We start from the raw sequence: 20,853 nt of genomic DNA, 5'->3' as shown, positions 1-20,853 counted from the left end.
GTCAAGCCGGGCGATGACGGCGGAGTGTTTGGCGAGCGCACCATCTTCACCCTCCCTGCCGCGGCGTGATGATCTCGATCTCGTCGCCGGGCTTGAGATGGGTCTCGGCCCAGCGGCTCTTCGGCACGACGTCGTAGTTGAGAGCGATCGCGAAATGGGTGCCTTCGTAGTCGAGCTCGCTGAGCAGCGCGTCGACGCTGGCCGAATTGATCTCGCGCTGCTCGCCGTTAACGATCACGCGCATTGCATCACCTCATTGTCGATCTGGCCGCGCTCGACAAAGCTCAGCGTCAGCTCGGCCAGAACAGGCGCGATCAGGAAGCCGTGGCGGTAGAGGCCGTTCACGCTGATCGTGCCGTCACGGATGCCGATGCGCGGCAGATTGTCGGGAAAAGCGGGGCGCAGGCCGGAGCCGAATTCGACGATGCGGGCCTCGCCGAAGGCGGGATGCACGGCATAGGCCGCGCCCAACAGCTCCAGCGCCGAGCGCACGCTGACGCCGGTGTCCTCGGCCTCGATCGAGGTCGCGCCCAACATGAACAGATTGTCCTCGCGCGGGATCACATAGAGCGGCCAGCGCGGATGGATCAGCCGCACCGGGCGCGCGAGCTGCACCTCGGCGGTCTCGATCAGGATCATCTCGCCCTTGACGCCGCGAAGCTCCGGCTGCTCGTCGCGCGCAGAAAGGCCGCGGCAGTCGATCACGATGCCTTCAGGATCAAGTTTTGCGAGTTCGGCCGCGGCGACATCACTTTCGAATTTGATGGTGCCGCCGGCGGCGCGGATGCGCTCGTGCAGTTTCGGCAGCACGCGGCGCGGCTCGACATGACCCTCGGTCGGAAAGAACAGCGCGTCGCGGAAGCGGCCTTCGAGCGACGGCTCGAGCTCGGCAAGGCCGGCGGCATCGAGCCGGCGATGGCCTTCGGTCATCCGGGCGAAACGCTCGAAGTCGCTGCGCTCGCGCGGGTGGGCGACGACCAGCGAGCCGTTGAAAGGCGTGTCGGGCAGCTCGCGCCGCCAGATGTCGAGCGAGCGCAGGCCGAGGCGGCTGATGACGGGTTCGGAGACTTCCGCCTCGCAATAGGGCGCGAGCATGCCGCCGGCCCAATGGCTGGTGGCATCGGTCATGTCGGCGTCACCGCGCTCGTGCAGGGTGACGGCGTGGCCGGCCTGCGCGAACAGCAAGGCCTGCCAGGCGCCCGCAATGCCTGCGCCGATGATGGATACCGGGGAATCCGGTCGCTTGGTCGTCTGCAACATCCCTGTCCCTTCGCCGGCATGACCCGGATCAGGTTCAAAGGGTCACCGCGGTCCTGGGCGGATTTGCCCATTTAGCGGTATCTCAGCTCCTCCTCGGAGCACCCCTCGGAACGGCTCTAATGTATGCCAGCAGGGCTGGGTGGTCAACGCGCTTGGTGCGAACCGCGCTTACCTGGGCGCCTGAGCCCGGGCGTTGCGGACGCGCTGGGTGAGCTTGCGGTGCGGGACGCTGCCGAACATCGGCTGCGGATTGCCGTTTGGCTCGAGCCAAGGGGCGCCCATATTGGCCTCGCCCATATTGGCGACCTGCACGGCCTCCTGCCGCTGCCGCTTTGCGGCGTAGTAGTAGCCGCCGGCGAAATAGCGAACGGCCCGGGCGTGATCGCCATTGGCGGCGTGATAGGCGCCGGCGAGATATTTCACGGCATAGGTGAGGTTGGTATTGGGATCGCGCAGGCCGGCGGCGTCGCCGGTGTAGCCGACCCCGCGGGCGGTCGCGAGCTTGATCTGCATCAGCCCGATGGTGCCGCCATGGCCGACCAGGCCGGGCTGGTAGCGGCTTTCGCGCATGATGACGCGATGCACCAGCGCCTCCGGCACGCCGTTGGCGCGCGCATGGGCCGCGACCATCTCGGCGTACTCCGCCTGGCCCGCGAATGCGGCCTGCGGCGCCGTCAGTCCGGCCGCGAGCAGCGCGGCGACATGTAAAATTTTCATCAGATTTCCCGGAGGTCCCTGAGACTGATTGAAGGCCTGCGCCCGGCTGCCGTTTAGGCCTCCCGAACGCGGCGATGATGTGACCAAACGCCGCCGCTAATTTTTTCGCGGCGTCGAGCCGCAGTGACGACTCAATGCTGGCGCCAGAGTTCCCTCAGGCGGACAAACTCGCGACAGCAGGCCTGTCTATTCGCATGGGCAGACGAAAGCGAGTATGTCACGGCCAGCGAATCGGGAGAGGTGCCATGACAAAATCAACCATGGTCAAAGCCCACAGTGGCGACATGTCAGAACACGATTTGCCCAGAAACAACCCGTGTGCCCAATGCGGCACGCTGATCCCGAGGCCCGACTGGATCGAGCCGGGCGAAGGGCGCGTCTCCTATCTCTGGACGTGCCACGCCTGCAATTATCGCTTCGAGGCGATTGCGATCTTCGACGAGGCCGCCCTCGAGCACCCGCCGCTCGCTGCCTGAGTTTAGGCCGCAAGCCGCGGCTGCTGCCATGCCTGCAATTGCATCCTCACGATCAGCCCACGCGGCTCTCGGCCGTGCAGCGACAGCTCGCCGCCATATGCGATCGCGCGCGCCGCGTCATCGTCTAGGAATCGTGCGCTGCAAAATGTTCCTGAGTGACTTAGGAACAATCGCACGCGGCTTTGATACTCGCGCAGCACGCGACGAAATTGCAGCACGCGCGGAACTGGGACTGATCCGAGCTGTTTTCTCCGCACGAGTTTTCTGCTGAAGGAGAGGACAATATGTTGATGAAATCGATCGCGGCCGGTCTCGCCGGTACCGCACTGCTCGCAACCGTTGCGTTCGCGCAAAATCCGACCGCCACCACCGACAAGGCGCCGGCTGCCGCCGCCTCGACGACCACCACGACCGCGTCGGGACAGTGGCGTACGTCCAAGATGGACGGCATCAAGGTCTATAACGACGCCAACGAGAACATCGGCTCGATCAACGATCTGCTGATGGACAAGAGCGGCAACATCAAGATCGCCGTGATCGGCGTCGGCGGCTTCCTCGGCCTGGGCGAGCATCTGGTCGCCGTGCCCTATGAGAAGCTGAAGTTCGTCAACGAGGCGGTCGCCTACACCGGCGCTGCCGGGAACAACCCGAACAGCGCAGCCAACCGGCCCGCGGCGACCACCACGACGGGTGCCGCGACCGGCACCGACAACAAGCCCGCGACGACAACGGCCGCCACGTCCTCGTCGAAATGGTATCCGGACCACGCCGTGTTCAATGCGAGCAAGGATGAGCTGAAGAACATGCCCGAGTTCAAGTACTCGGAGTAACGCGGCTCTGAACGGCTAAACGAAGCGCGCCCGGTTTTTGCCGGGCGCGCTGTCGCGTGTTTTTTCGCCTCCGGTCATTGCGAGGAGCTGTCATTGCGAGGAGCTCTTGCGACGAAGCAATCCAGGCTGCCACCGCGGAAGCATTTCTGGATTGCTTCGCTTCGCTCGCAATGACGGAGAATGCCCCTAGTTTCCCTTCACCAGCGGGCAGCCGCCCTTGTCCAGCGGACGGAAGGCTTCGTCGCCGGGCACGGTGGCGATCAGCTTGTAGAGGTCCCACTCGCCCTTGGAGTCCTCGGGCTTCTTGACCTCGAACAGATACATGTCGTGGACCATGCGGCCGTCGATGCGGATCTTGCCGTTCTTGGCGAAGAAGTCGTTGACCGGCGTTTTGCGCATCTGCTCCATCACCTTCGGTGCCTCGTCGGTCTTGATGGCGTCGATCGCCTTCAAATAATGCATGGTCGCCGAATAGAGCCCCGCCTGGATCATGGTCGGCATGTGGCCGACCTTCTCGTTGAAACGCTTGGAGAACGCGCGCGTCTCCTCGTTGGTGTCCCAGTAGAACGCATCGGTGATGATCAGGCCTTGCGTCGACTTGATGCCGAGCGAATGAACGTCGGTGATCTCCATAAGCAAGGCGATCATCTTCTGGCCGCCCTCCGTCAGGCCGAACTCGGCCGCCTGTTTCAGCGCATTGGTGGTGTCGCCGCCGGCATTGGCCAGCGCGACCACCTTGGCCTTGGAAGCCTGGGCCTGGAGCAGGAACGAGGAGAAGTCCGACGAGTTGAGCGGATGGCGGACCTCGCCGAGCACCTTGCCGCCGCTCTCCTTGACGACGTTGGCGGCGTCGCGCTGCAGCGCCATGCCGAAGGCGTAGTCGGCGGTGACGAAGAACCAGGTGTCCTCGCCGCGCTTGACCATGGCTCGGCCTGCGACGTTCGACAGCGCATAGGTGTCGTAGGTCCAGTGCACCGTGTTGGGCGAGCAGGCGACGCCCGTGATATCGGATGAACCGCCGCCGGAATTGATGTGGATCTTGTTCTTCTCGCGCGTCAGCGCCGAGATCGGCAGTGCCACGGACGAGGTCGGCACGTCGAAGATCGCGTCGACCTTGTCGTTGTCGTACCAGTTGCGGGCGATGTTGACGCCGACGTCGGGCTTGTTCTGGTGATCGGCGGAGACCACTGCGACAGGCTTGCCCGCGACCTTGGCGCCGTAATCGGCGACCGCCATCTCGACGGCAGCGAGCGAGCCTTTGCCGGTCGCGTCCGCATAGAGGCTCGACATGTCCGTGAGCACGCCGATCTTGACGACGTCGTCGGAAATCTGCGCCTGCGCGGCGCCTGGCGTGGCGGCGAGAGCGAGACCGGCCGCGATCGCGGCGATGAGTTTTTGCATTTTGTTTTTCTCCCTCAGCGTTGTTGTTTGGGCTTTGTTGCGGGAGCCGTTCTAACGACAATCGGTCGCGGGAGCAAAGCCCGGAATGCGCGAGGAGGGTTGAGAAATAAGCAGGGCGCTGCGGTGTTTTTGCCCTCTCCCCGCAAGCAGGGAGGGGAGAAGTCTCACGCGCTGCTGCCCTTGAGCCGTTCGTTGCGTCGGCGCAAGCCTTCCAGGGTGGCGAGCAGGATGACCGAGACCGTCGTCAGGATCACCGCCGCGGCCGTGATGGTCGGGCTGATGTTCTCGCGGATGCCGCTGAACATCTCGCGTGGCAGGGTCCGCTGTTCCGGACCTGCCATGAACAGCACGATCACCACCTCGTCGAAGCTGGTCGCGAAGGCGAACAGCGCCCCCGATGCCACGCCGGGCAGGATCAGCGGCAGGATCACGCGGCGGAACGCGTCGAGCGGCGAGGCGCCGAGCGAGGCGGCGGCGCGCGCCAGATTGGTGTCGAAGCTCTGCAGCGTCGCGCCGACCGTGATCACGACGAAGGGCGTCGCCAGCGCGGTGTGGGCCAGGATCAAGCCGAGATAGCTGCCGGTCAGTCCGATCGGCGCGAAGAAGAAATACAGGCCAACCGCGGTGATGACCCCGGGCACGACGACCGGCGATAGCACGAAGGCCAGCACGAGCGGCTTGAACCGGCTCTTCCACTGCGCCAGCCCCAGCGCCGCCAGCGTGCCAAGCACCATCGACAGCAGGGTCGAGGCCACACCGATGATCATGCTGTTCTTCAGCGAATTCATCCAGCGCGGCGAATTGACGAAGTCGTCGTACCAGCGCAGCGAGAGGCCCGGCAGCGGATAGGTGAGGTACGAGCCCGAGCTGAAGGACAGCGGCATGATCGCAAGGATCGGCGCGATCAGGAAGATGAACACCAGCGTGGAGATCACGATGGTCGCGGTCCACGCGATACGCTGGCTCGGCGTGCGGATGGAGGAATTGTCGCTCAATTCTTCATCCCTCCCGTGACCTGCTGTCCCTGCACCAGCTTTCCATAGGCGAGCGCGAGCAGAATAGTGGCGAGCAGCAGCACCGCACCCAGTGCCGAAGCAAGGCCCCAATTGGCCGTCTCGGTCGTGTAGAGCGCGATGAAGTAGCTGATCATCTGGTCGGCGGCGCCGCCGACGAGTGCCGGCGTGATGTAATAGCCGAGCGCCAGGATGAAGACGAGCAGGCTTCCCGCGCCGATGCCGGGCAGCGTTTGAGGCAGGTAGATCCGCAGGAAGGCGGTGAGGGGTGGTGCACCGAGCGAGGCGGCGGCACGCATGTAAGCAGGCGAGATTGCCTTCATGCTGCTGTACAGCGGCAGGATCATGAACGGCAGCAGGACGTGGGTCATGGCCACGCAGACACCGAAGCGGTTGTAGATCAGGCGCAACGGCGCGTCGATGATGCCAAGCCAGAGCAGGCTGTCGTTCACCACGCCTTTGCCCTGCAGCAGAACGATCCAGGCGCAGGTGCGGACCAGCAGCGACGTCCAGAACGGCAGCAGGACGAAGATCATCAGCAGGTTCGACCGGCCGGGCGGCAGCGCCGCCAGCAGGTAGGCGACCGGGAAGCCGAGGATCAGGCAAAGTGCCGTGACGCTGAGGCTGATGAGGAAGGTGCGGGCGAACACGTCGCGGTAGATGGCCTGATCCGGCGGGGCTGCGATAATCGCGCCGTCCGCGTTCCGCGTCAGATCGAGCGCCGACAAAAGGTAGAAGCCAGTCATGGGACCACTGGCATCCTTGATCGTGGTCCAGGTGGCGCGTTCGCGCCAGGCCGGGTTGATCTTGCCGAGCGTCTCCCTTGCCGTGCCGGGCTCGGGCGCAGTCTTCAGATTGCGCGCGGTGGTGGTCAGGATGGTGCGGAAGCCGTTCAGTACGTAATTGAGCCGCTTGGCCGCAATCGCAATGGTGCCGGAAGCGCGCGCCGCCATGATGTCGCCCGCCAGCGCCGCGTAGGCCTTTTCATCCGGCAGATCCCTGCCGTCCCAACTGGCGAGAGCCGCGATGGTCTGAGGCAGAACCAGACGCACCTCCCGGTCATCGACGGCGCGCCACAGCATGCCGGCGATGGGCCCAGCGAAGGTGAAGAGCAGGAAGACGAGAAGCGGCAGAATGAGTGCCAGCGCCTTGATCTGGCGTGCGCGCTCCGCTCGCCGCAATCGGCGCTTGAGCGGCACCTCGGTCGACGTATCGGCGCCGGTCAAGAGCGCATCCGTCATTCGTGTTACCTTCGGTCGAGCCCTGCGGGCGCGCTATTTCGCGGCCCATTTGTTGAAGCGCTCGGTCAGGCGGTCGATGTTCTCGAGCCAGAAGGCAACGTTGATCTCGACCGCATTCTTGATGTTGTCAGGCGCTGTCGGCAGGTCCTTCAGAACGGCAGGCGCGAGCAGGGCGGCTGCGTCCTTGTTCGAGGTGCCATAGGCAATGTTCTCCGACAGTTTCGACTGGTTCTCCGCTTTGCCGACGAAGTCCAGGAACTTGTAGGCCGCGTCCTTGTTCGGGCTGCCTTTCAGGATCACCCAAGTGTCGATAGTGAAGAGCGCTCCGTCCCACACCATGCCGAAATTCTTCTTCTCGTTCTTGTTCGCGGTGTCGATGCGGCCATTGTAGACCGAGGTCATCGCCACCTCGCCGGAGGCGAGCAATTGCGGCGGCTGGGCGCCGGCCTTCCACCAGACGATGTCGCCCTTGATGGTGTCCAGCTTCTTGAACGCGCGCTCGATGCCCTCGTCGGTCGCCAGCACCTTGTAGACGTCCTTTGGCGCGACGCCGTCGGCCATGAGGGCGATCTCCAGCGTGGTCTTCGGGCCCTGACGCAAGGCGCGCTTGCCCGGGATCTTCTTGGTGTCGAAGAAGTCGGCCCAGCCCTTCGGGGCCTCCTTGAGCTTGTCCTTGTCGTAGCCGAGAACGAAATCGTAGAGGATGGCGCCGACGCCGCAAGCGTTGACCGACGGCGGGATATAGGCGTCCTCGCCGCCGATCTTTGAATAATCGAGCTTTTCGAACAGGCCTTCCTCGCAGCCGACCGCCAGTTCGTCGCTCTCGACCTGAACGACGTCCCAGGTGGCGGCACCACCCTGCACCTTGGCGCGCAACACGCCGACGCCGCCGTCCCAGGACTCGTCGTTCATGGGCACACCGGCCGCTTTCTTGAACGGCTCGAAATAGACCTTCTTCTGGGCATCCTGATACGCGCCGCCCCACGACACGACGGTGAGGTCACGCGCCTGCGCGACCGTGGCCAGCGCCGCGCTGGCGGTGAGTGCCGCGGCGAACCCCAGGACAATCTTGCGCTTCAGCATGGTCTTTGTTCCTTCTTCTTCACGTGAATTGCTTTGAGCTTGGTCGGTGCAGGCCCGCCCGCGCTGGAGCGACGCTGCATGTTTGGATCAGACGGGATCGAGGGCCAGGCAGTCCTCCGCGCGGAAGGTGATGAACACGTCATCGCCGGGTGTAAGGCTGCCAGCTCTCAGGCTGCCATGCGTCCCCGGCTGAAGCTTGACCATGAACTCCTTGTTGTCGGCGACGTCGAGCACGGCCAGCGCGTGGTCGCCGAGATAGATAGTGTTCTGCACCTTGGCTGGCAGTCGGTTGGGTTCGTCGCTGGAGGTGCCATCCGGGATAATGGCGATCCGCTCCGGCCGCACCGACAGCGAGGTCGATGCGCCCGTGCCCGATACGTTGACCGCGCGTGCGGTCACGGCGCCGCCGCCCGCCAGCGCAACGCGGCAATATTGTTTCTCGACCGTCTCGACGGTGCCGGAAAGCACGTTGTTCTCGCCGATGAAATGGGCGACGAAGCTGTTCACCGGATGCTCATACAGCGCGTCGGGCCTGTCGATCTGCTGCACGATGCCGTCGTTGAACACGGCGATGCGGTCCGACATCGTGAGCGCTTCACTTTGATCGTGGGTGACGTAGACGACGGTGATGCCCATCGTCTCGTGCAGTTGCTTGATCTCCAGTTGCATCTGCTCGCGCAGGCGCTTGTCCAGGGCGCCCAGTGGCTCGTCCATCAGCACGAGTTGCGGATTGAAAACCAGAGCGCGGGCGAGCGCCACGCGCTGCTGTTGACCACCGGACAGCTGCCCAGGCCGCCGCTGCGCCAGGGTTTCCATCTTGATCATGCGCAATGCCGCTTTGACACGATCCTGCGCTTCGGCCTTGTTCGTGTTGCGAACCGAGAGCGGGAAGGCGATATTTTCCGCAATCGTCAGGTGCGGAAACAGGGCATAGTTCTGGAACACCATGCCGATGTCGCGCTTGTGTGGCGGCACGTTCTTGATCGGCCGGTCCGCGAGGTAGATCTCGCCCTGTGTCGGAACCTCGAAGCCGGCCAGCATCATCAGCGTGGTCGTCTTGCCCGAGCCCGACGGACCAAGCAGGGTGACGAACTCACCCTTCCTGATGTCGAGATCGAGGTTCTTCACCACGAGGTGCTCGCCATCGTAGGTTTTCTGAATGCCGGAAAAGCGCACCAGCGCCGGCGCAGGCGTGACCATGCCGGCTTCCATGTCGTCCTCGCGTTATCAGCTACGATGCTGTCAGGACCTCGTCTGAGGTTGTGAAGAGCAGCTTAGCATCCTCCGACCAGAATGCCAGCGGCGCAAGCGACGGCACGAACGGATCCGTTGAGGAAAGGCGCGCGCTAGATTCCCGACAGCTTGGTGACGTACACATTGAGCGAGCCGCCGGCTTCGGCGACGATGCGCAGCGTCTTGGAATCGAAGGCGATGTCGGCGAGAGTGAGGCTGTCGATCTTGGCATCGACCTTGAGGCCGTCCTCGTTCTTCTGGTAGTCGGCGATCGCGGCCGCGATCTTCTCACGGGCGTTGGCGGCGATCGGCTTCAGGTCGAGAGACGCCTTCTGCACCAGCGCCTGCTGCATCTGCGGCACGACCGCGCGCGCCGCCGCGCCGAGCAGGCCGAAGGCCGCCTCGGATTCCACCGCGAGCTGGATATCGGCGAGTCGCAGCGTCTGCTGCGCCTGGTCGAGCATCGGCCGGCCCCAGATATGCACGGTCGCCTCCGCGCCGAGACCGAGCCAGCTCTTCTTCTCCTTGGCGCGGACCAGGAGCGAGATCAGCAACCGCTCGCCCGACGGGACCACGTTGACGCTTTTCACGGTGACATCGACCGGACCGGAGCCGTCCTCGGGATAGGTGTGGCCGACCATCTGCGCCGCGATCAGCTTGTTGATCTCGGTGAAGGGCACGTCGATCGGCACGCCGATGTTCACGCCGGTGCCGGTCGGCGGCACGATCGAGATCTTGTCGGGGAACGGACAGTCCGGCTTGGACGGTGTCGAGATCACGCGCGTCTCGAGCTCGAGGCCAAGCAGCAGCGTCACGTTCTGTGCGTCGACGCGCGGCTGCGCCGCGATGGCGCGGGTCGGCTTCATCTCGAGCCAGAGCGGCGGCAGCGCGGCGGAAGACCCCGAGCCTTGCAGCGGAATCGAGCGGCAGGCCTTGGCCCATTGTAGCTTCGCATTCTCCCGCAGCGACGGATCGTTGCGGATGCGCTCGGAGACGATGTTGATCTGCTCGCCGACGTTCTTGTCGATCAGCGGCTTCACCTGCGCCGGCACGTTGACCTTGGCGCCGGCGACGTTGAGGTTGGTGTCGCCGAGATTGACCTGGGCGCCGAGATTGGGCTCGAGATGCCAGTTCGCGGCGAGCTTCGGGCGCGAGGTGATGACCACGTTACCCTTGATCTCGGCGCTGGCATTGAGGTTCTTGATGTTGACCGCGCCGATTCGTTTCGCCGCGTCACCGCCGAGCACGCCGCTGAGCGCGTCGCCGAGCGCGCCGGTGGCCTTCGAGGACAGCGATCCCGTCACGTTCAGCTTGCCGCTGAGTGGCGTCGAGATCGTCAGCACGTCCTTGTCGCCGGCAGCCGCCATCGGCCCGCGTACGGCGGACCAGCCGATGTCGGCGTTCTCCAGGATCTGCGAGATCGGGTTCTCGGCCTTCCCCGCGAAATTACGCGGCGCGGCCTTCTCGGCCTGCTCGCGGATCGCCGACACCGCGATGGCGACCGGTGCGATCACGATCGAGCTCTTGGAGGCCGGCGGCAGCGGCGGCAGTTGCGCGACCGGAGGCGCGGAATTGGTCGCGCGCGGCGACAGCCAGTCCATCGCCTTCAGGCTGATGAAGAACGACGCCGCGAGCACCGCGATGGCGATCAGGATAGTCTTCAAGTTCAGCGTTAGTCGCATCAATCCCCCAGGCCGCCCGGAGCGGAAGTCTACAGGGCAGGCGAGGAGGGCGCTAGCCTAGCGCGTGGGCGCCGGGGCGCTACGATCAACGAAAAGCAACCCTGCAATGGCCAGCATGACAGCGCCAAGGATGCCTTCTTGTAGCTTGGCAAACCAGGCGTTTCGGGAAAGCCAGCCGCCAATGCTGGAAGCGCCAGCGGCGATGCCGACATAGACGACGCAGCCAAGGGTCTTCGAGACTACTGCAAGAATCAACAGTTGTTCCCAGACCGGACCAACAGTGTGATCAGTGAATTGGGGCAGGAACGCCGTCATAAACAGGAAGACCTTCGGGTTGAGCAGGTTCGTAGTGAAGCCCTGTATGAAAGCAGCTCGGTGTGCGCCTGCCGGCGCCGCGCGTGCTGTATTCTTATCGAGGCGAATACTCCGCCAAAAAGCGCGAACACCAAGGTATGCTAGGTAAGCCGCACCGAGCAATCTCACGGCGGAGAACAGTTCCGGTGAATGCTGGAAGATTTCGGCGAGACCTAGAACAACAAGCGGTATTTGGATGAATCCGGCAAAGAATGTCCCCAAGACGCTCATGAAGGCAGCTCTAAAGCCTTGCGTCATGCCGCGCGTGAGCGTCAACATCATGTCCGGACCTGGAGTAATGTTCAGCACCAGCGATGCAAGGGTGAACGCGAGCAGAACGTGAGCGTTGAACATAGAAAGGGATACCGTGAAAAGGAATGAGCAGTATGAGATAAGTAGTGCGGAGGCCGACTGTCAATCCATTCATCGGTTCAACCCGCATTGGGGCGAGCGTCTTTCGTACGCCCCTTAGGAATGTGGCTAGGCACTCACGTCCGCATGATCGCAGCGAGCGCAACAGCCAAGTGTCGGCAAGCCATCTTGAATAAAGCTGTGGGGCCCATCCTGAGATTAGCCGCGCCGGGGACGGCGGACGGCTCTCACATTGCCGCGATTTCCCCCGCCGCAGAACAAGTGATCGCCGCCGTCGGACTCGAGCCCTGAGACCATGGTACCTGAAGGCAGGTCGAGCTGCTCCAGCACCTTGCCCGTCTCGGGGTCGATCCGCCTGATGTCGCTGTCCTCGCCTTCCCAGGTGCCGTGCCAGAGCTCGCCGTCGACCCAGGTCACGCCGGTGACGAAGCGCTTGCTTTCGATGGTGCGGAGAATTTTTCCCGTCTGGGGATCGACCTGATGGATCTTGCGTTCCCGATACTGTCCGACCCAGAGCGAGCCCTCGGCCCAAGCCAATCCGGAGTCGCCGCCGCCGCCGGGTGCGGGGATGGTGGCGAGCACCTTGCCGGTCGCAGCGTCAATCTTCTGGATGCGGTCCTCGGCGATCTGGAACAGGTGGCGGCCGTCGAACGCCGTTCCCGCATGCGCGGCGACATCGATGGAGCGGGCGATCTTGCCATCGGCCGGATCGACCGCGTTCAATCTGTCGCCGGACGCGAACCAGACATGGGTGCCGTCATAGGTGACGCCATGCACGGCTTCGACGCCCGCAAAGGGCCCGTATTCCCTGACGATCTCGGCGGCTGAACGTTTCATCTGCTCGGTCCCTGTGGCGTGAATCCCACCTTACGTCTTCAGGAGCGGTCCGGGGAGTAACAAGCCTGTCGGGAAACCCGGGACGGGCGGCGTCATCCAGCGCCGCGCCCGTCCGTGGCCGAAGGACTGCACCTTGTTCGACCGCGCCAGCTCTTCGAGAGCGCGTTGCACGGTGCGCGCGCTCGTTCCCAGCGTCAGCGCGAGCGCCGAGCTCGACCAGGGCTCGCCGTCGGAAAGGAAGGCGAGCACATTGGCGTGCTTCTCCTCGACCGGCCGTGCGAGGACGAGAACCTGCCACGTGTTGTGCGGCGTCAGCGCAAAACCTTGGCTGGTCGCGCTGACATCGGCGAGGGGCTTGAGCTTGGTGCGGAGCCGCCCGATTTCGACACGCAGGCGGGCGCGGTGCGATTCATCGACGTGCCTTGCCTGAAACGCTCCCGTGATCAACGCTTCGCGCGAGACGTCCGCGGGCCAGGCCTGCGCCAGGATGCGGGCGAGCGCGAACAGCACCGGCCGCGTTCCGAGCGGCACGAGGATGCCTCGTCTGCGAACCGCGTGATGGAACGTGTCCACCACGAGCGCCTCCGATGTCGCGAGGTCCTCGACCTCGTTGAGCAGCAACTGCCGTTCGTGCCCGCGCGTGATCAGGCGCGCTGCGGGCGTGTCGAGCACGTGGCTCGCGCTTTCGACCTCGGCTGCAAGCGCTGGAATGCCGGCCTGCCGTGCTGCGCTCGCCGCGCGCCCGAGCGCCGCGCGCGCGTCTTTGGTTCGGAGCCGCCTGATGGCGATGCCGGCGATCACGAGCTCACGGGCGACCTGCGAAGCCGGGGACAGCGGCGTGGAGTTGATATCGGCCAGCGTGCGTTCGGCGTCATCGAGGCGCCCGAGAAGGAGAAGTCGGCGCGCCTCGATGTGACCCGCATGGGCGGCGTTGGCGAGGTCACCGTGGCTTGCGAGCGTCGCTCGCGCGGCCGCGAGCGTGTTGGCCGGCCAATTCAGGTCGCGCGAGACGAGTGCGATCTCGGCCTCCGCCACCACGCACCTGGCCCGCGCCACGGCCTCTCTCGGGCCGAAGGCGCGCGCGGCGCTGCGCAGCAATGTCTTTGCCTTTGCGAGATCGCCGAGCTGCGCCATCGCGATACCGCGCAGCGCCAGCGAAGGTGCATCGTTGCGCAGTGCGACGCGGTTCAGCGCGCCCAGCGGATCGCCGGCTTGGAGCGCGCGGGCCGCCGCCGTGATCAGCGACTCCATTCAAATCCCGCCACACTTGTTACTCCCACCACGCAACCGTCCGATGCGAGAGATCGTTGACGGCCGACAATGTGCGGCGAGGGACGAGCGGTTCCGGATCTCGCATCGCGAGATACGGAACGGCCGCCCGGGAAAAGTTGGAGAGCCATGATGACATCAGCTGACAACGCAGGAAACAACGGACAGGCCGCCATGCAAACACCGCCGGTGGTGTCGCCGCAGGACTGGGAGGCCGCCCGTCAGCAACTGCTCGTAAAGGAAAAGGCGCATACCCGTGCCCGCGACGCCCTGGCCGCCGAGCGCCGGCGCATGCCGTGGATGGAAGTGACGAAAACCTATGCTTTCGAGGGGCCCGGCGGCAAGGTCAGTCTGCACGATCTGTTTCAGGGCCGGCGGCAACTGATCGTCTACCGCGCCTTCTTCGAGCCGGGCGTGTTCGGCTGGCCGGATCATGCCTGCCGCGGCTGCTCCATGGTGGCCGACCAGGTCGCCCATGTCGCGCATCTGAATGCCCGCGACACCACGCTGGTGTTCGCCTCGCGCGCACCGCAGGCCGATATCATCAGGCTGAAGCAGCGGATGGGCTGGACCATACCATGGGTCACCGTCACCGACAGTTTCGATGCCGATTTCGGCGTCGACGAATGGCACGGGACCAACGTGTTCTTCCGCGATGGCGACCGCATCTTCCGCACCTACTTCGTCAAGAGCCGCGGCGACGAGCAGATGGGCGGCACCTGGAATTACCTCGACATCACGCCGCTGGGACGGCAGGAGGTCTGGGAAGATTCGCCGAAGGGCTATCCGCAAACGCCGACCTACAAATGGTGGAACTGGCACGACAGCTACACCGAAGGTGCGGCACCCGACAAGAAATGGGTCGAGATCTCGACCGCCGGCGAGAAGGCTTTTCGCGAGGAGGCCGCGGAAGGACGTGACTAGTCCCGTCAGCGCAACTGTCGGCGCGAGCCGCAACGGCGTGGTGGCCGCGCGCCACCTCGCCAGATGGCTGGGGCTGGTGGCGACCCCGACCTTCGCCATCATGGCCGTGCTGACGGCCATGCTCGATGGCCCGGCCGACATGCTGTGCGGCTCCGGACATGGGGCGATGCTCGGAGGGATGGTGCCGATGTATCTCTTGATGAGCGCGTTTCACTCGGCGGCATGGCTGAGGCTGATTGCAGAGCGGTGAAGTCGGTAGCTCTACCGCGAAGCCGCCTGCAAATAGGCAACGACCTTCGCCGCTTCCTCCGCCGAGACGCCGCCATAGGACTGCATCTTGTTGCCGGATACGACTTCGTCCGGCTTGACCATGAAGCGGGTCAGTTTGTCCTGGTCCCAGACGAAGCCGGCTTCCTTCATCGACGAGGAATAGTTGTAGTTCGGCAGCGAGCCGGCCTTGCGTCCGACGATTTTATTGAGGTTGGGGCCCAGACGATTGTCGCCCTCTTTCACCGAGTGGCAGGTGCGGCAGGAATTGTTGAAGGCCTGCTGGGGTGCGTCGTCGCTCCCCGGCTGCTGTGCGAGCGAGGCGGGCGCGGTCAACAGCAGTGCCACTGCGCCGGCGATCGCGCGGAGCCAAGTGCCTTGCGGCGATTGCGGACGTGATTGCATTCGCGCCTCCATCGGGGATCCCGCCGCAGCACGCGCGCATCGGAATGCCGAGGGCAAACGAAAACGGCCCCGGTGGGTTCCGGGGCCGTTTGCGTCACAATGTCCTGTCGCTTACCGCGTTGCGGCTCCGAGATCCGCGCGGCGTTCCGTCATCGGCAGCACGATCACCTTGGTGCCCACGTTGACGCGGGAGTAGAGATCCGCGACGTCGTCATTGGTCAGGCGGATGCAGCCGGAGGAGACGTGCTTGCCGATGGTGTCGGGCGCGTTGGTGCCGTGGATGCGGTAGATGGTGCCGCCGAGATACATGGCGCGGGCGCCGAGCGGATTGCCGGGGCCGCCGGCCATATGGCGCGGCAGATAGGGCTGGCGGGCGATCATTTCCGGCGGCGGGGTCCAATCCGGCCACTCGGCCTTCTTGGTCACCGACTGGGTGCCGGACCAGGTGAAGCCGTCGCGGCCGACGCCGATGCCGTAGCGCATCGCCTGGCCGTTACCGAGCACGAGATAGAGGTAGGTGTTGGGTGTATCGATGATGATGGTGCCGGGCGCCTCGCGCGTCGCGTAGGAGACGGTCTGGCGACGGAAGCGGGCCGGCGTTTCGACGGCGTCCTGATCTTCGGACGGCGCGGCCTGATAGGGCGCGGCTTGATAAGGCTGGTACGGCTGCGGCGCTGCGATCGGCGGCAGCGGCTGGAAGAACGGGAAGAGCTGCACGGGCGCGGCCTTCACCGGGCCGGCGAACGCGATCGCGGTGACAGCCACTGCACCAAACGCAACGGCGCGCGAATAAGTCTTCAACGTCTCCAGATTGATCATTGGTCGCCCCTGTTTGCGCCGTATTTCTTGGTCGCCCCGGCACCGTTTCGGTGCTCTGTTGCCTAGATCACTAACGACAAGAAGTTTCGGGACGTTTGCGCGGAAAACCGAAAACGGTTTCATGGCGGAAAGGATTGTTTCATGACGGTTTCGTGGCTGAGCGGACCCGTTAACGAACAAAACAGCGGGCCGACACTTCCATGACGTCACACGCCTGAAATATCCGTGGTTGATGGTCCTAAGCCGAGAATCATAAAAATCTCGGGATTTCCCCATGCGGGTATTAATCGCGACTGACGCCTGGCATCCGCAGGTCAACGGTGTGGTGCGGACGCTGACCTCGCTGGCTGGCGCGGCCAAGGCATTGGATGTCGAGATCGACTTCCTGACGCCGGACGGCTTTCGGTCGTGGCCGCTACCGACCTATCCGGGGCTGCGCGTTGCGCTGCCGAGCGGCAAGGAGATTGCGCGGCGGATCGAGAAGGCGGCGCCGGAGGCGCTGCACATCGCGACCGAAGGGCCGATCGGCTGGGCGGCGCGGGCCCATTGCCGCCGCAACCGGCTCGCCTTCACCACCTCCTACACCACGCGCTTTCCCGAATATGTCTCGGTGCGAACCGGCATTCCCGCGAGCGTTGGCTACGCCGTGTTGCGCCACTTCCACGATGCCGCCGCGATGACGATGGTCGCAACGCCCTCGCTGCGGCAGGAGCTCTCCGAGCGCGGCTTCAAGCGGCTCGGCTTCTGGACCCGCGGCGTCAACACCGAACTGTTCCATCCTGAGTCTCCGGCCAGGCTCGATCTGCCCGGGCCGATCTTCATGACGATGGGCCGCGTGGCGGTGGAGAAGAATCTCGAGGCGTTCCTGTCGCTCGACCTGCCCGGCACCAGGGTCGTCGTCGGCGACGGGCCGCAGAAGGCTGCGCTCGAAAAGAAATATCCGGACGTTGTGTTTCTCGGCGAGAAGAAGGGCGCCGATCTCACCGCGCATCTCGCCGCCGCCGACGTGTTCGTGTTTCCGAGCCTGACCGACACCTTTGGCGTCGTGCAGTTGGAGGCGCTCGCCTGCGGCACGCCCGTGGCGGCGTTCCCGGTGACTGGTCCCAAGGACGTCATCGCCGATCATCCGATCGGCGCGATCGACCATGATCTGCGCGCCGCGTGCCTGCGCGCACTCACCATGTCGCGCCAGACTTGCCGCAATTTCGCGCTGGAGCGCTCCTGGGAAAACAGCGCGCGCCAATTCGTCGGCAACCTCACTTCACTTCAGCCCAGTCGCGTCCTGCGCGCTTCGCCCCGCATGGCGCGGCGTGCGGTGCGCGGTTGATCTCAAACGCTTGAACCACAGCGAGAACATCATCGATGGCTAAGATCATGAACCTTGACGGCACCCAGCAGCTCGACCTCACCCGTGGCACGGTCGAGCAGGCCTATGACCGCTGGGCGCCGGTCTACGACCTCGTGTTCGGAGGCGTGTTCGCCAAAGGCCGGCAGGCCGCGATCGCGGCCACCAACAAGATCGGCGGCCGGGTGCTCGAGGTCGGCGTCGGCACCGGCATCTCGCTGCCACTCTACGCGCCGCATCTGCGCATCTTCGGCACCGACATCTCGGAGGCGATGCTCGACAAGGCGCGCCAGCGCGTCGCCGAGGGCGGCCTAGAGCACGTCGAGGGCCTCGCGGTGATGGATGCCGAGAAGCTCGAATTCCCCGACAATTCCTTCGACGTCGTGATGGCGCAATACGTCGTCACCGCCGTGCCGAATCCGGAAGTCGCGCTGGACGAATTCGCCCGCGTGCTGCGCCCGGGCGGCGAGCTGATCATCCTCACCCGCGTCAGCGCCGATGCCGGCATGCGTCGTTTCATCGAGCAAAAGCTGCAGCCGGTGGTGCGTCCGCTCGGCTTCCGCACCGCCGAGTTCGCCTGGTCGCGTTACGCCAAATGGCTGGCCGGTGCCGACGGCATCGAGCTCGCCGAGCGTCGCCTGATTCCGCCGCTCGGTCATTTCTCGCTGGTGCGCTTCCGCAAGATCGACGTCGCAAAGGCGGCGTAACCCAAGCTCACGCGTGCGTCACCGCGTCGCTGCACATCGTCACATGACAAAATGATGATGTCACACGGCCTACATCGAATCTCTGTAAATCCTGAACCCGAAAGCATTTGGGGGAGAGCATGATCAAGAACTATCTCGAGCAGCTGCGGATCCAGCGCTGGGACGACCATCGCTACTATCACCACAGCCGCATCAATCAGAGCCTGCACTTCGTCAGCGCGCTGAGCTTTCTGTTCGCCTATGTCTGGCTGTTCATCGATCCCATGATCTCGGCGCTGGTCGGCTGGCTGGTCTCGATGACCTCGCGCCAGGCCGGTCACTTCTTCTTCGAGCCGCACGGTTACGACCAGATCAACCAGGCGACGCACGAGCACAAGGAAGAGATCAAGGTCGGCTACAACCTTCGCCGCAAGGTGGTGCTGATGTCGATCTGGGCGCTGTCGCCGCTGGTGCTGCTGGTCGACCCCACGCTGTTCGGACTGTTCACGCCCTGGGCGGGCGCGACCGATTTCATGCGGCAGGTCGCCAAGGTCTGGCTCGTCGTCGGCGGCGGCGGTCTGATGTTCCGCACGGTGCACCTGTTCTTCATTCGCGACGTCGAGACCGGCCTCGTCTGGATGACGAAGATCCTGACCGACCCCTTCCACGATCTGATGCTCTACCGCAACGCGCCGCTGGCGCTGATGCGCGGCGAGCTGATGGACCCCGGCCTGCACCTCAACCCCGAGCACACGCTGGGCCTGATCGGCGAGCCCACGCTCGAAGAGCGGCACGCCTGAGCGCCGCGATCTCACCAAGGCTTCCGATGTCTGGCGGTTGCGTCATGCCCGGGCTCGTCCCGGGCATCCACGTCTTGCGGCTTTCGCGCGGAAGCGCGTGGATGGCTGGGACGGGCTCGGCAATGACGGCATTGGCGGATTTGGCCTCAGCGCCGGAAGCGCTTGGCGAGCATCTCTTTCAGGATCTGCCGCTTGATGGCCTTGTTGGTGAGGACGCCATCGTGCCACCAGAAGCCGTCGGCCTTCATCTTCTCGGCCGCGCGGACGAAACGCTCGGCGACCTCGGTGAAATCGGCATCGGTGTAGTTCAGGCTGAAGATCAGCCGGCCGGTGCCGACCCAGCTCAGGGACAGGCCTTCGGCGCGCAGGTAATACTGCAGCATCCAGTTGTAGCGGGATGGCGTGGTGTATTTCACCGTCCAGATCGAGGAGAAGTTGGCGAACCGCACCGGCAGGTCCGCGCCCTCCATCATCCGGTTGAGCTTTTGCGCGCGCTCGTTCCAGGTCTCGTCCAACCCGTCATAGACGGCGCGGAAGTTCGGGCTGGCGAGCCGGCTCAGAAATTCGTCCATCGCCGTCATGACGTAGGGGTGCGAGTTGAAGGTGCCGCGGGCGAAGCAAACGTCGGCGGGGCGATCGTCGCGGAAGCGGCGCATCAGCTCGCGTCGGCCGCAGACCACGCCGACCGGCAGGCCGCCGGCGAGGCTCTTGCCGTAGGTCACCATGTCGGCCTTGATGCCAAAGTATTCCTGGGCGCCGCCCGGGGCGAGGCGGAAGCCGACGAAGACCTCGTCGAAGATCAGCACGATGCCGCGTTGGTTGCAGACCTCGCGCAGCTTCTTGAGCCATTCCGTATAAGCCGCGCGATCGAAATTGCCGCCGCGGGAGGAATCAACCAGCGAGGAGTCGCCGGGCGCGTTGCCATTCGGATGCAGCCCCTGCAGCGGGTTGACCAGCACGCAGGCGATGTCCTTGCGCGTCCGCAGCACGTGCAGCGTCTTCTCCGACATCTCGGCGAGGGTGTAGGTCTCGTGCGCGGGAATCGGATTGCCGACTCCGGGCTGCACGTCGCCCCACCAGCCGTGATAGGCGCCGGCGAAGCGGACGAGATGGGTGCGCCTGGTGTGGTAGCGCGCGAGCCGCACCGCCTGCATCACGGCTTCGGTGCCGGACATGTGGAAGGAGACTTCGTCGAGGCCCGAGATCTGGCACAGCCGCGCCACGTTCTCGAGGATGACGGGATGGTAGGGGCCGAGCACCGGTCCGAGCGCGTGCGCGCGCTTCTCGGAGCCCTCGATGCATTCCTTGTAGAAGTCGTTGCCGAAGATGTTGACGCCGTAGGACCCCGTGAGGTCGTAGGAGGTATTGCCGTCGACATCCGTGACCGTGACGCCGCGCGACGACTCCACGAAGGTCGAGGTGCCCAGATGCTCGCGAACGAGGCGCGAGAACTGGAACGGCACGCGGTAGCTCTCGGTGAAGTGCAGGTCGGAGATCTTCTCCGCCGCGTCCTTCGTCATCGCGCGGCCCTTGGGGTAGCGCTCGGCGTAGAGACACGCGAGACGGAAGAAGCCGTCCTTGCGCTGCGTTGCGACGTTCGCCGGCGCGCCGTCGCAGGCGAAGTAGGCATCGCCTTCGAATTCGTAGAACGGAAGCAGCTTGGCCACCCGGCGGGACATCTTGGAGTGCCCGGCGAGCGAGCGGTGCTTGGCGCGGGACAATTCGATCCGCGCCTTGATTTTCGGGAAGGCGGCGGCAGCGGAAGCTGCGGCGGCCACGGACAAAGAAAGAATCGGGAGTGTCGTTTCCATGACAACAAGCGCTAATACTGCGAGCTGA

Annotated in this window: 22 protein-coding genes and 1 riboswitch; of the genes, 7 read left to right on the top strand and 15 right to left on the bottom strand. The window is 64.6% G+C overall.

The features are described from left to right. Positions 1 to 46: 46 nt before the first annotated feature. The 3 genes from thiS to IVB41_RS10960 form a co-directional block, all read right to left on the bottom strand. Complete coding sequence (gene thiS / locus IVB41_RS10970; protein WP_027570647.1) at positions 47 to 244, bottom strand: sulfur carrier protein ThiS; 198 nt, start codon at positions 242 to 244, stop codon at positions 47 to 49. Continuing rightward, positions 235 to 1,260: an FAD-dependent oxidoreductase gene (locus tag IVB41_RS10965; RefSeq protein WP_247401750.1), complete on the bottom strand. Its 1,026-nt coding sequence runs from the start codon at positions 1,258 to 1,260 to the stop codon at positions 235 to 237. Before IVB41_RS10965 ends, thiS begins: the two co-directional genes overlap by 10 nt. Next, positions 1,248 to 1,376: riboswitch (TPP riboswitch) on the bottom strand. It overlaps the preceding gene by 13 nt. A 52-nt stretch (positions 1,377 to 1,428) precedes the next feature. Further along, positions 1,429 to 1,977 carry a lytic transglycosylase domain-containing protein gene (locus tag IVB41_RS10960; RefSeq protein WP_247430889.1) on the bottom strand — a complete coding sequence of 183 codons (549 nt, stop codon included), beginning with the start codon at positions 1,975 to 1,977 and terminating at the stop codon, positions 1,429 to 1,431. A gap of 245 nt (positions 1,978 to 2,222) precedes the next feature. Here IVB41_RS10960 and IVB41_RS10955 point away from each other — a divergent pair, with 245 nt between their 5' ends. Both IVB41_RS10955 and IVB41_RS10950 read left to right on the top strand, forming a co-directional pair. Further along, positions 2,223 to 2,453, top strand: a complete 231-nt coding sequence (locus IVB41_RS10955) for a hypothetical protein (protein WP_247358580.1) — start codon at positions 2,223 to 2,225, stop codon at positions 2,451 to 2,453. 284 nt (positions 2,454 to 2,737) lie between these two features. Beyond that, complete coding sequence (locus IVB41_RS10950; RefSeq protein ID WP_247430886.1) at positions 2,738 to 3,283, top strand: PRC-barrel domain-containing protein; 546 nt, start codon at positions 2,738 to 2,740, stop codon at positions 3,281 to 3,283. Between the two features lie 186 nt (positions 3,284 to 3,469). On the opposite strand, the gene IVB41_RS10945 is transcribed toward IVB41_RS10950, so the two are convergent. The 9 genes from IVB41_RS10945 to IVB41_RS10905 all read right to left on the bottom strand — a co-directional run bounded on the left by IVB41_RS10945 (position 3,470) and on the right by IVB41_RS10905 (position 13,750). After that, entirely contained in the window at positions 3,470 to 4,684 is a 1,215-nt protein-coding gene (locus IVB41_RS10945; RefSeq protein WP_247358584.1) for an ABC transporter substrate-binding protein, read from the bottom strand. Positions 4,685 to 4,848: 164 nt separating this feature from the next. Further along, a complete protein-coding gene (locus IVB41_RS10940) occupies positions 4,849 to 5,679 on the bottom strand; it encodes an ABC transporter permease (RefSeq protein WP_247430883.1) in 831 nt (276 codons plus the stop codon). Beyond that, positions 5,676 to 6,938 carry an ABC transporter permease gene (locus IVB41_RS10935; RefSeq protein ID WP_247430880.1) on the bottom strand — a complete coding sequence of 421 codons (1,263 nt, stop codon included), beginning with the start codon at positions 6,936 to 6,938 and terminating at the stop codon, positions 5,676 to 5,678. Before IVB41_RS10935 ends, IVB41_RS10940 begins: the two co-directional genes overlap by 4 nt. 33 nt (positions 6,939 to 6,971) lie before the next feature. Next, positions 6,972 to 8,021 carry an ABC transporter substrate-binding protein gene (locus tag IVB41_RS10930; RefSeq protein ID WP_247430877.1) on the bottom strand — a complete coding sequence of 350 codons (1,050 nt, stop codon included), beginning with the start codon at positions 8,019 to 8,021 and terminating at the stop codon, positions 6,972 to 6,974. Between the two features lie 87 nt (positions 8,022 to 8,108). Beyond that, positions 8,109 to 9,233 carry an ABC transporter ATP-binding protein gene (locus IVB41_RS10925; RefSeq protein ID WP_247430874.1) on the bottom strand — a complete coding sequence of 375 codons (1,125 nt, stop codon included), beginning with the start codon at positions 9,231 to 9,233 and terminating at the stop codon, positions 8,109 to 8,111. 134 nt (positions 9,234 to 9,367) lie between these two features. Beyond that, on the bottom strand, positions 9,368 to 10,936 hold the full coding sequence (locus tag IVB41_RS10920; protein WP_247430871.1) for a DUF4403 family protein: 1,569 nt from the start codon (positions 10,934 to 10,936) through the stop codon (positions 9,368 to 9,370). Between the two features lie 57 nt (positions 10,937 to 10,993). After that, the gene (locus IVB41_RS10915; RefSeq protein ID WP_247287954.1) at positions 10,994 to 11,644 is read right to left on the bottom strand and encodes a LysE family translocator; all 651 of its coding nucleotides are present in this window, start codon (positions 11,642 to 11,644) and stop codon (positions 10,994 to 10,996) included. Positions 11,645 to 11,860: 216 nt separating this feature from the next. Continuing rightward, positions 11,861 to 12,499 (bottom strand): PQQ-binding-like beta-propeller repeat protein, encoded by a 639-nt coding sequence (locus tag IVB41_RS10910; protein ID WP_247287956.1) that lies wholly within the window; start codon positions 12,497 to 12,499, stop codon positions 11,861 to 11,863. Between the two features lie 30 nt (positions 12,500 to 12,529). Then, positions 12,530 to 13,750, bottom strand: a complete 1,221-nt coding sequence (locus tag IVB41_RS10905; RefSeq protein WP_247430866.1) for a helix-turn-helix domain-containing protein — start codon at positions 13,748 to 13,750, stop codon at positions 12,530 to 12,532. Between the two features lie 147 nt (positions 13,751 to 13,897). On the opposite strand from IVB41_RS10905, the gene IVB41_RS10900 reads away from it, so the two are divergent. After that, the gene (locus IVB41_RS10900; protein ID WP_247401774.1) at positions 13,898 to 14,692 is read left to right on the top strand and encodes a DUF899 domain-containing protein; all 795 of its coding nucleotides are present in this window, start codon (positions 13,898 to 13,900) and stop codon (positions 14,690 to 14,692) included. Further along, positions 14,685 to 14,942 (top strand): hypothetical protein, encoded by a 258-nt coding sequence (locus tag IVB41_RS10895; RefSeq protein WP_247287959.1) that lies wholly within the window; start codon positions 14,685 to 14,687, stop codon positions 14,940 to 14,942. Before IVB41_RS10900 ends, IVB41_RS10895 begins: the two co-directional genes overlap by 8 nt. 11 nt (positions 14,943 to 14,953) lie before the next feature. On the opposite strand, the gene IVB41_RS10890 is transcribed toward IVB41_RS10895, so the two are convergent. Both IVB41_RS10890 and IVB41_RS10885 read right to left on the bottom strand, forming a co-directional pair. Beyond that, a complete protein-coding gene (locus IVB41_RS10890) occupies positions 14,954 to 15,364 on the bottom strand; it encodes a cytochrome c family protein (RefSeq protein ID WP_247430863.1) in 411 nt (136 codons plus the stop codon). Positions 15,365 to 15,475: 111 nt separating this feature from the next. Next, positions 15,476 to 16,183, bottom strand: coding sequence for a L,D-transpeptidase (locus IVB41_RS10885; RefSeq protein WP_247358598.1), 708 nt, complete (start codon positions 16,181 to 16,183; stop codon positions 15,476 to 15,478). 274 nt (positions 16,184 to 16,457) lie between these two features. On the opposite strand from IVB41_RS10885, the gene IVB41_RS10880 reads away from it, so the two are divergent. The 3 genes from IVB41_RS10880 (at position 16,458) to IVB41_RS10870 (ending at position 19,014) form a co-directional block, all read left to right on the top strand. Continuing rightward, positions 16,458 to 17,510, top strand: a complete 1,053-nt coding sequence (locus tag IVB41_RS10880) for a glycosyltransferase family 1 protein (RefSeq protein ID WP_247430861.1) — start codon at positions 16,458 to 16,460, stop codon at positions 17,508 to 17,510. Between the two features lie 35 nt (positions 17,511 to 17,545). Then, positions 17,546 to 18,235 (top strand): methyltransferase domain-containing protein, encoded by a 690-nt coding sequence (locus IVB41_RS10875; protein WP_247430858.1) that lies wholly within the window; start codon positions 17,546 to 17,548, stop codon positions 18,233 to 18,235. A 119-nt stretch (positions 18,236 to 18,354) separates the two neighbouring features. Further along, positions 18,355 to 19,014 (top strand): hypothetical protein, encoded by a 660-nt coding sequence (locus IVB41_RS10870; RefSeq protein WP_247430855.1) that lies wholly within the window; start codon positions 18,355 to 18,357, stop codon positions 19,012 to 19,014. Between the two features lie 146 nt (positions 19,015 to 19,160). Here the strand turns inward: IVB41_RS10870 and IVB41_RS10865 are convergent, their stop codons facing one another. Then, positions 19,161 to 20,825: an aminotransferase class III-fold pyridoxal phosphate-dependent enzyme gene (locus tag IVB41_RS10865; protein ID WP_247430852.1), complete on the bottom strand. Its 1,665-nt coding sequence runs from the start codon at positions 20,823 to 20,825 to the stop codon at positions 19,161 to 19,163. Positions 20,826 to 20,853 lie beyond the last annotated feature (28 nt).

Origin of the sequence: Bradyrhizobium sp. 44 (genome assembly GCF_023073095.1) — a bacterium.
Classification (GTDB): domain Bacteria; phylum Pseudomonadota; class Alphaproteobacteria; order Rhizobiales; family Xanthobacteraceae; genus Bradyrhizobium.
Note: the sequence above shows the minus strand (reverse complement) of the source record. Positions and strands in the feature narration are given on the sequence as shown.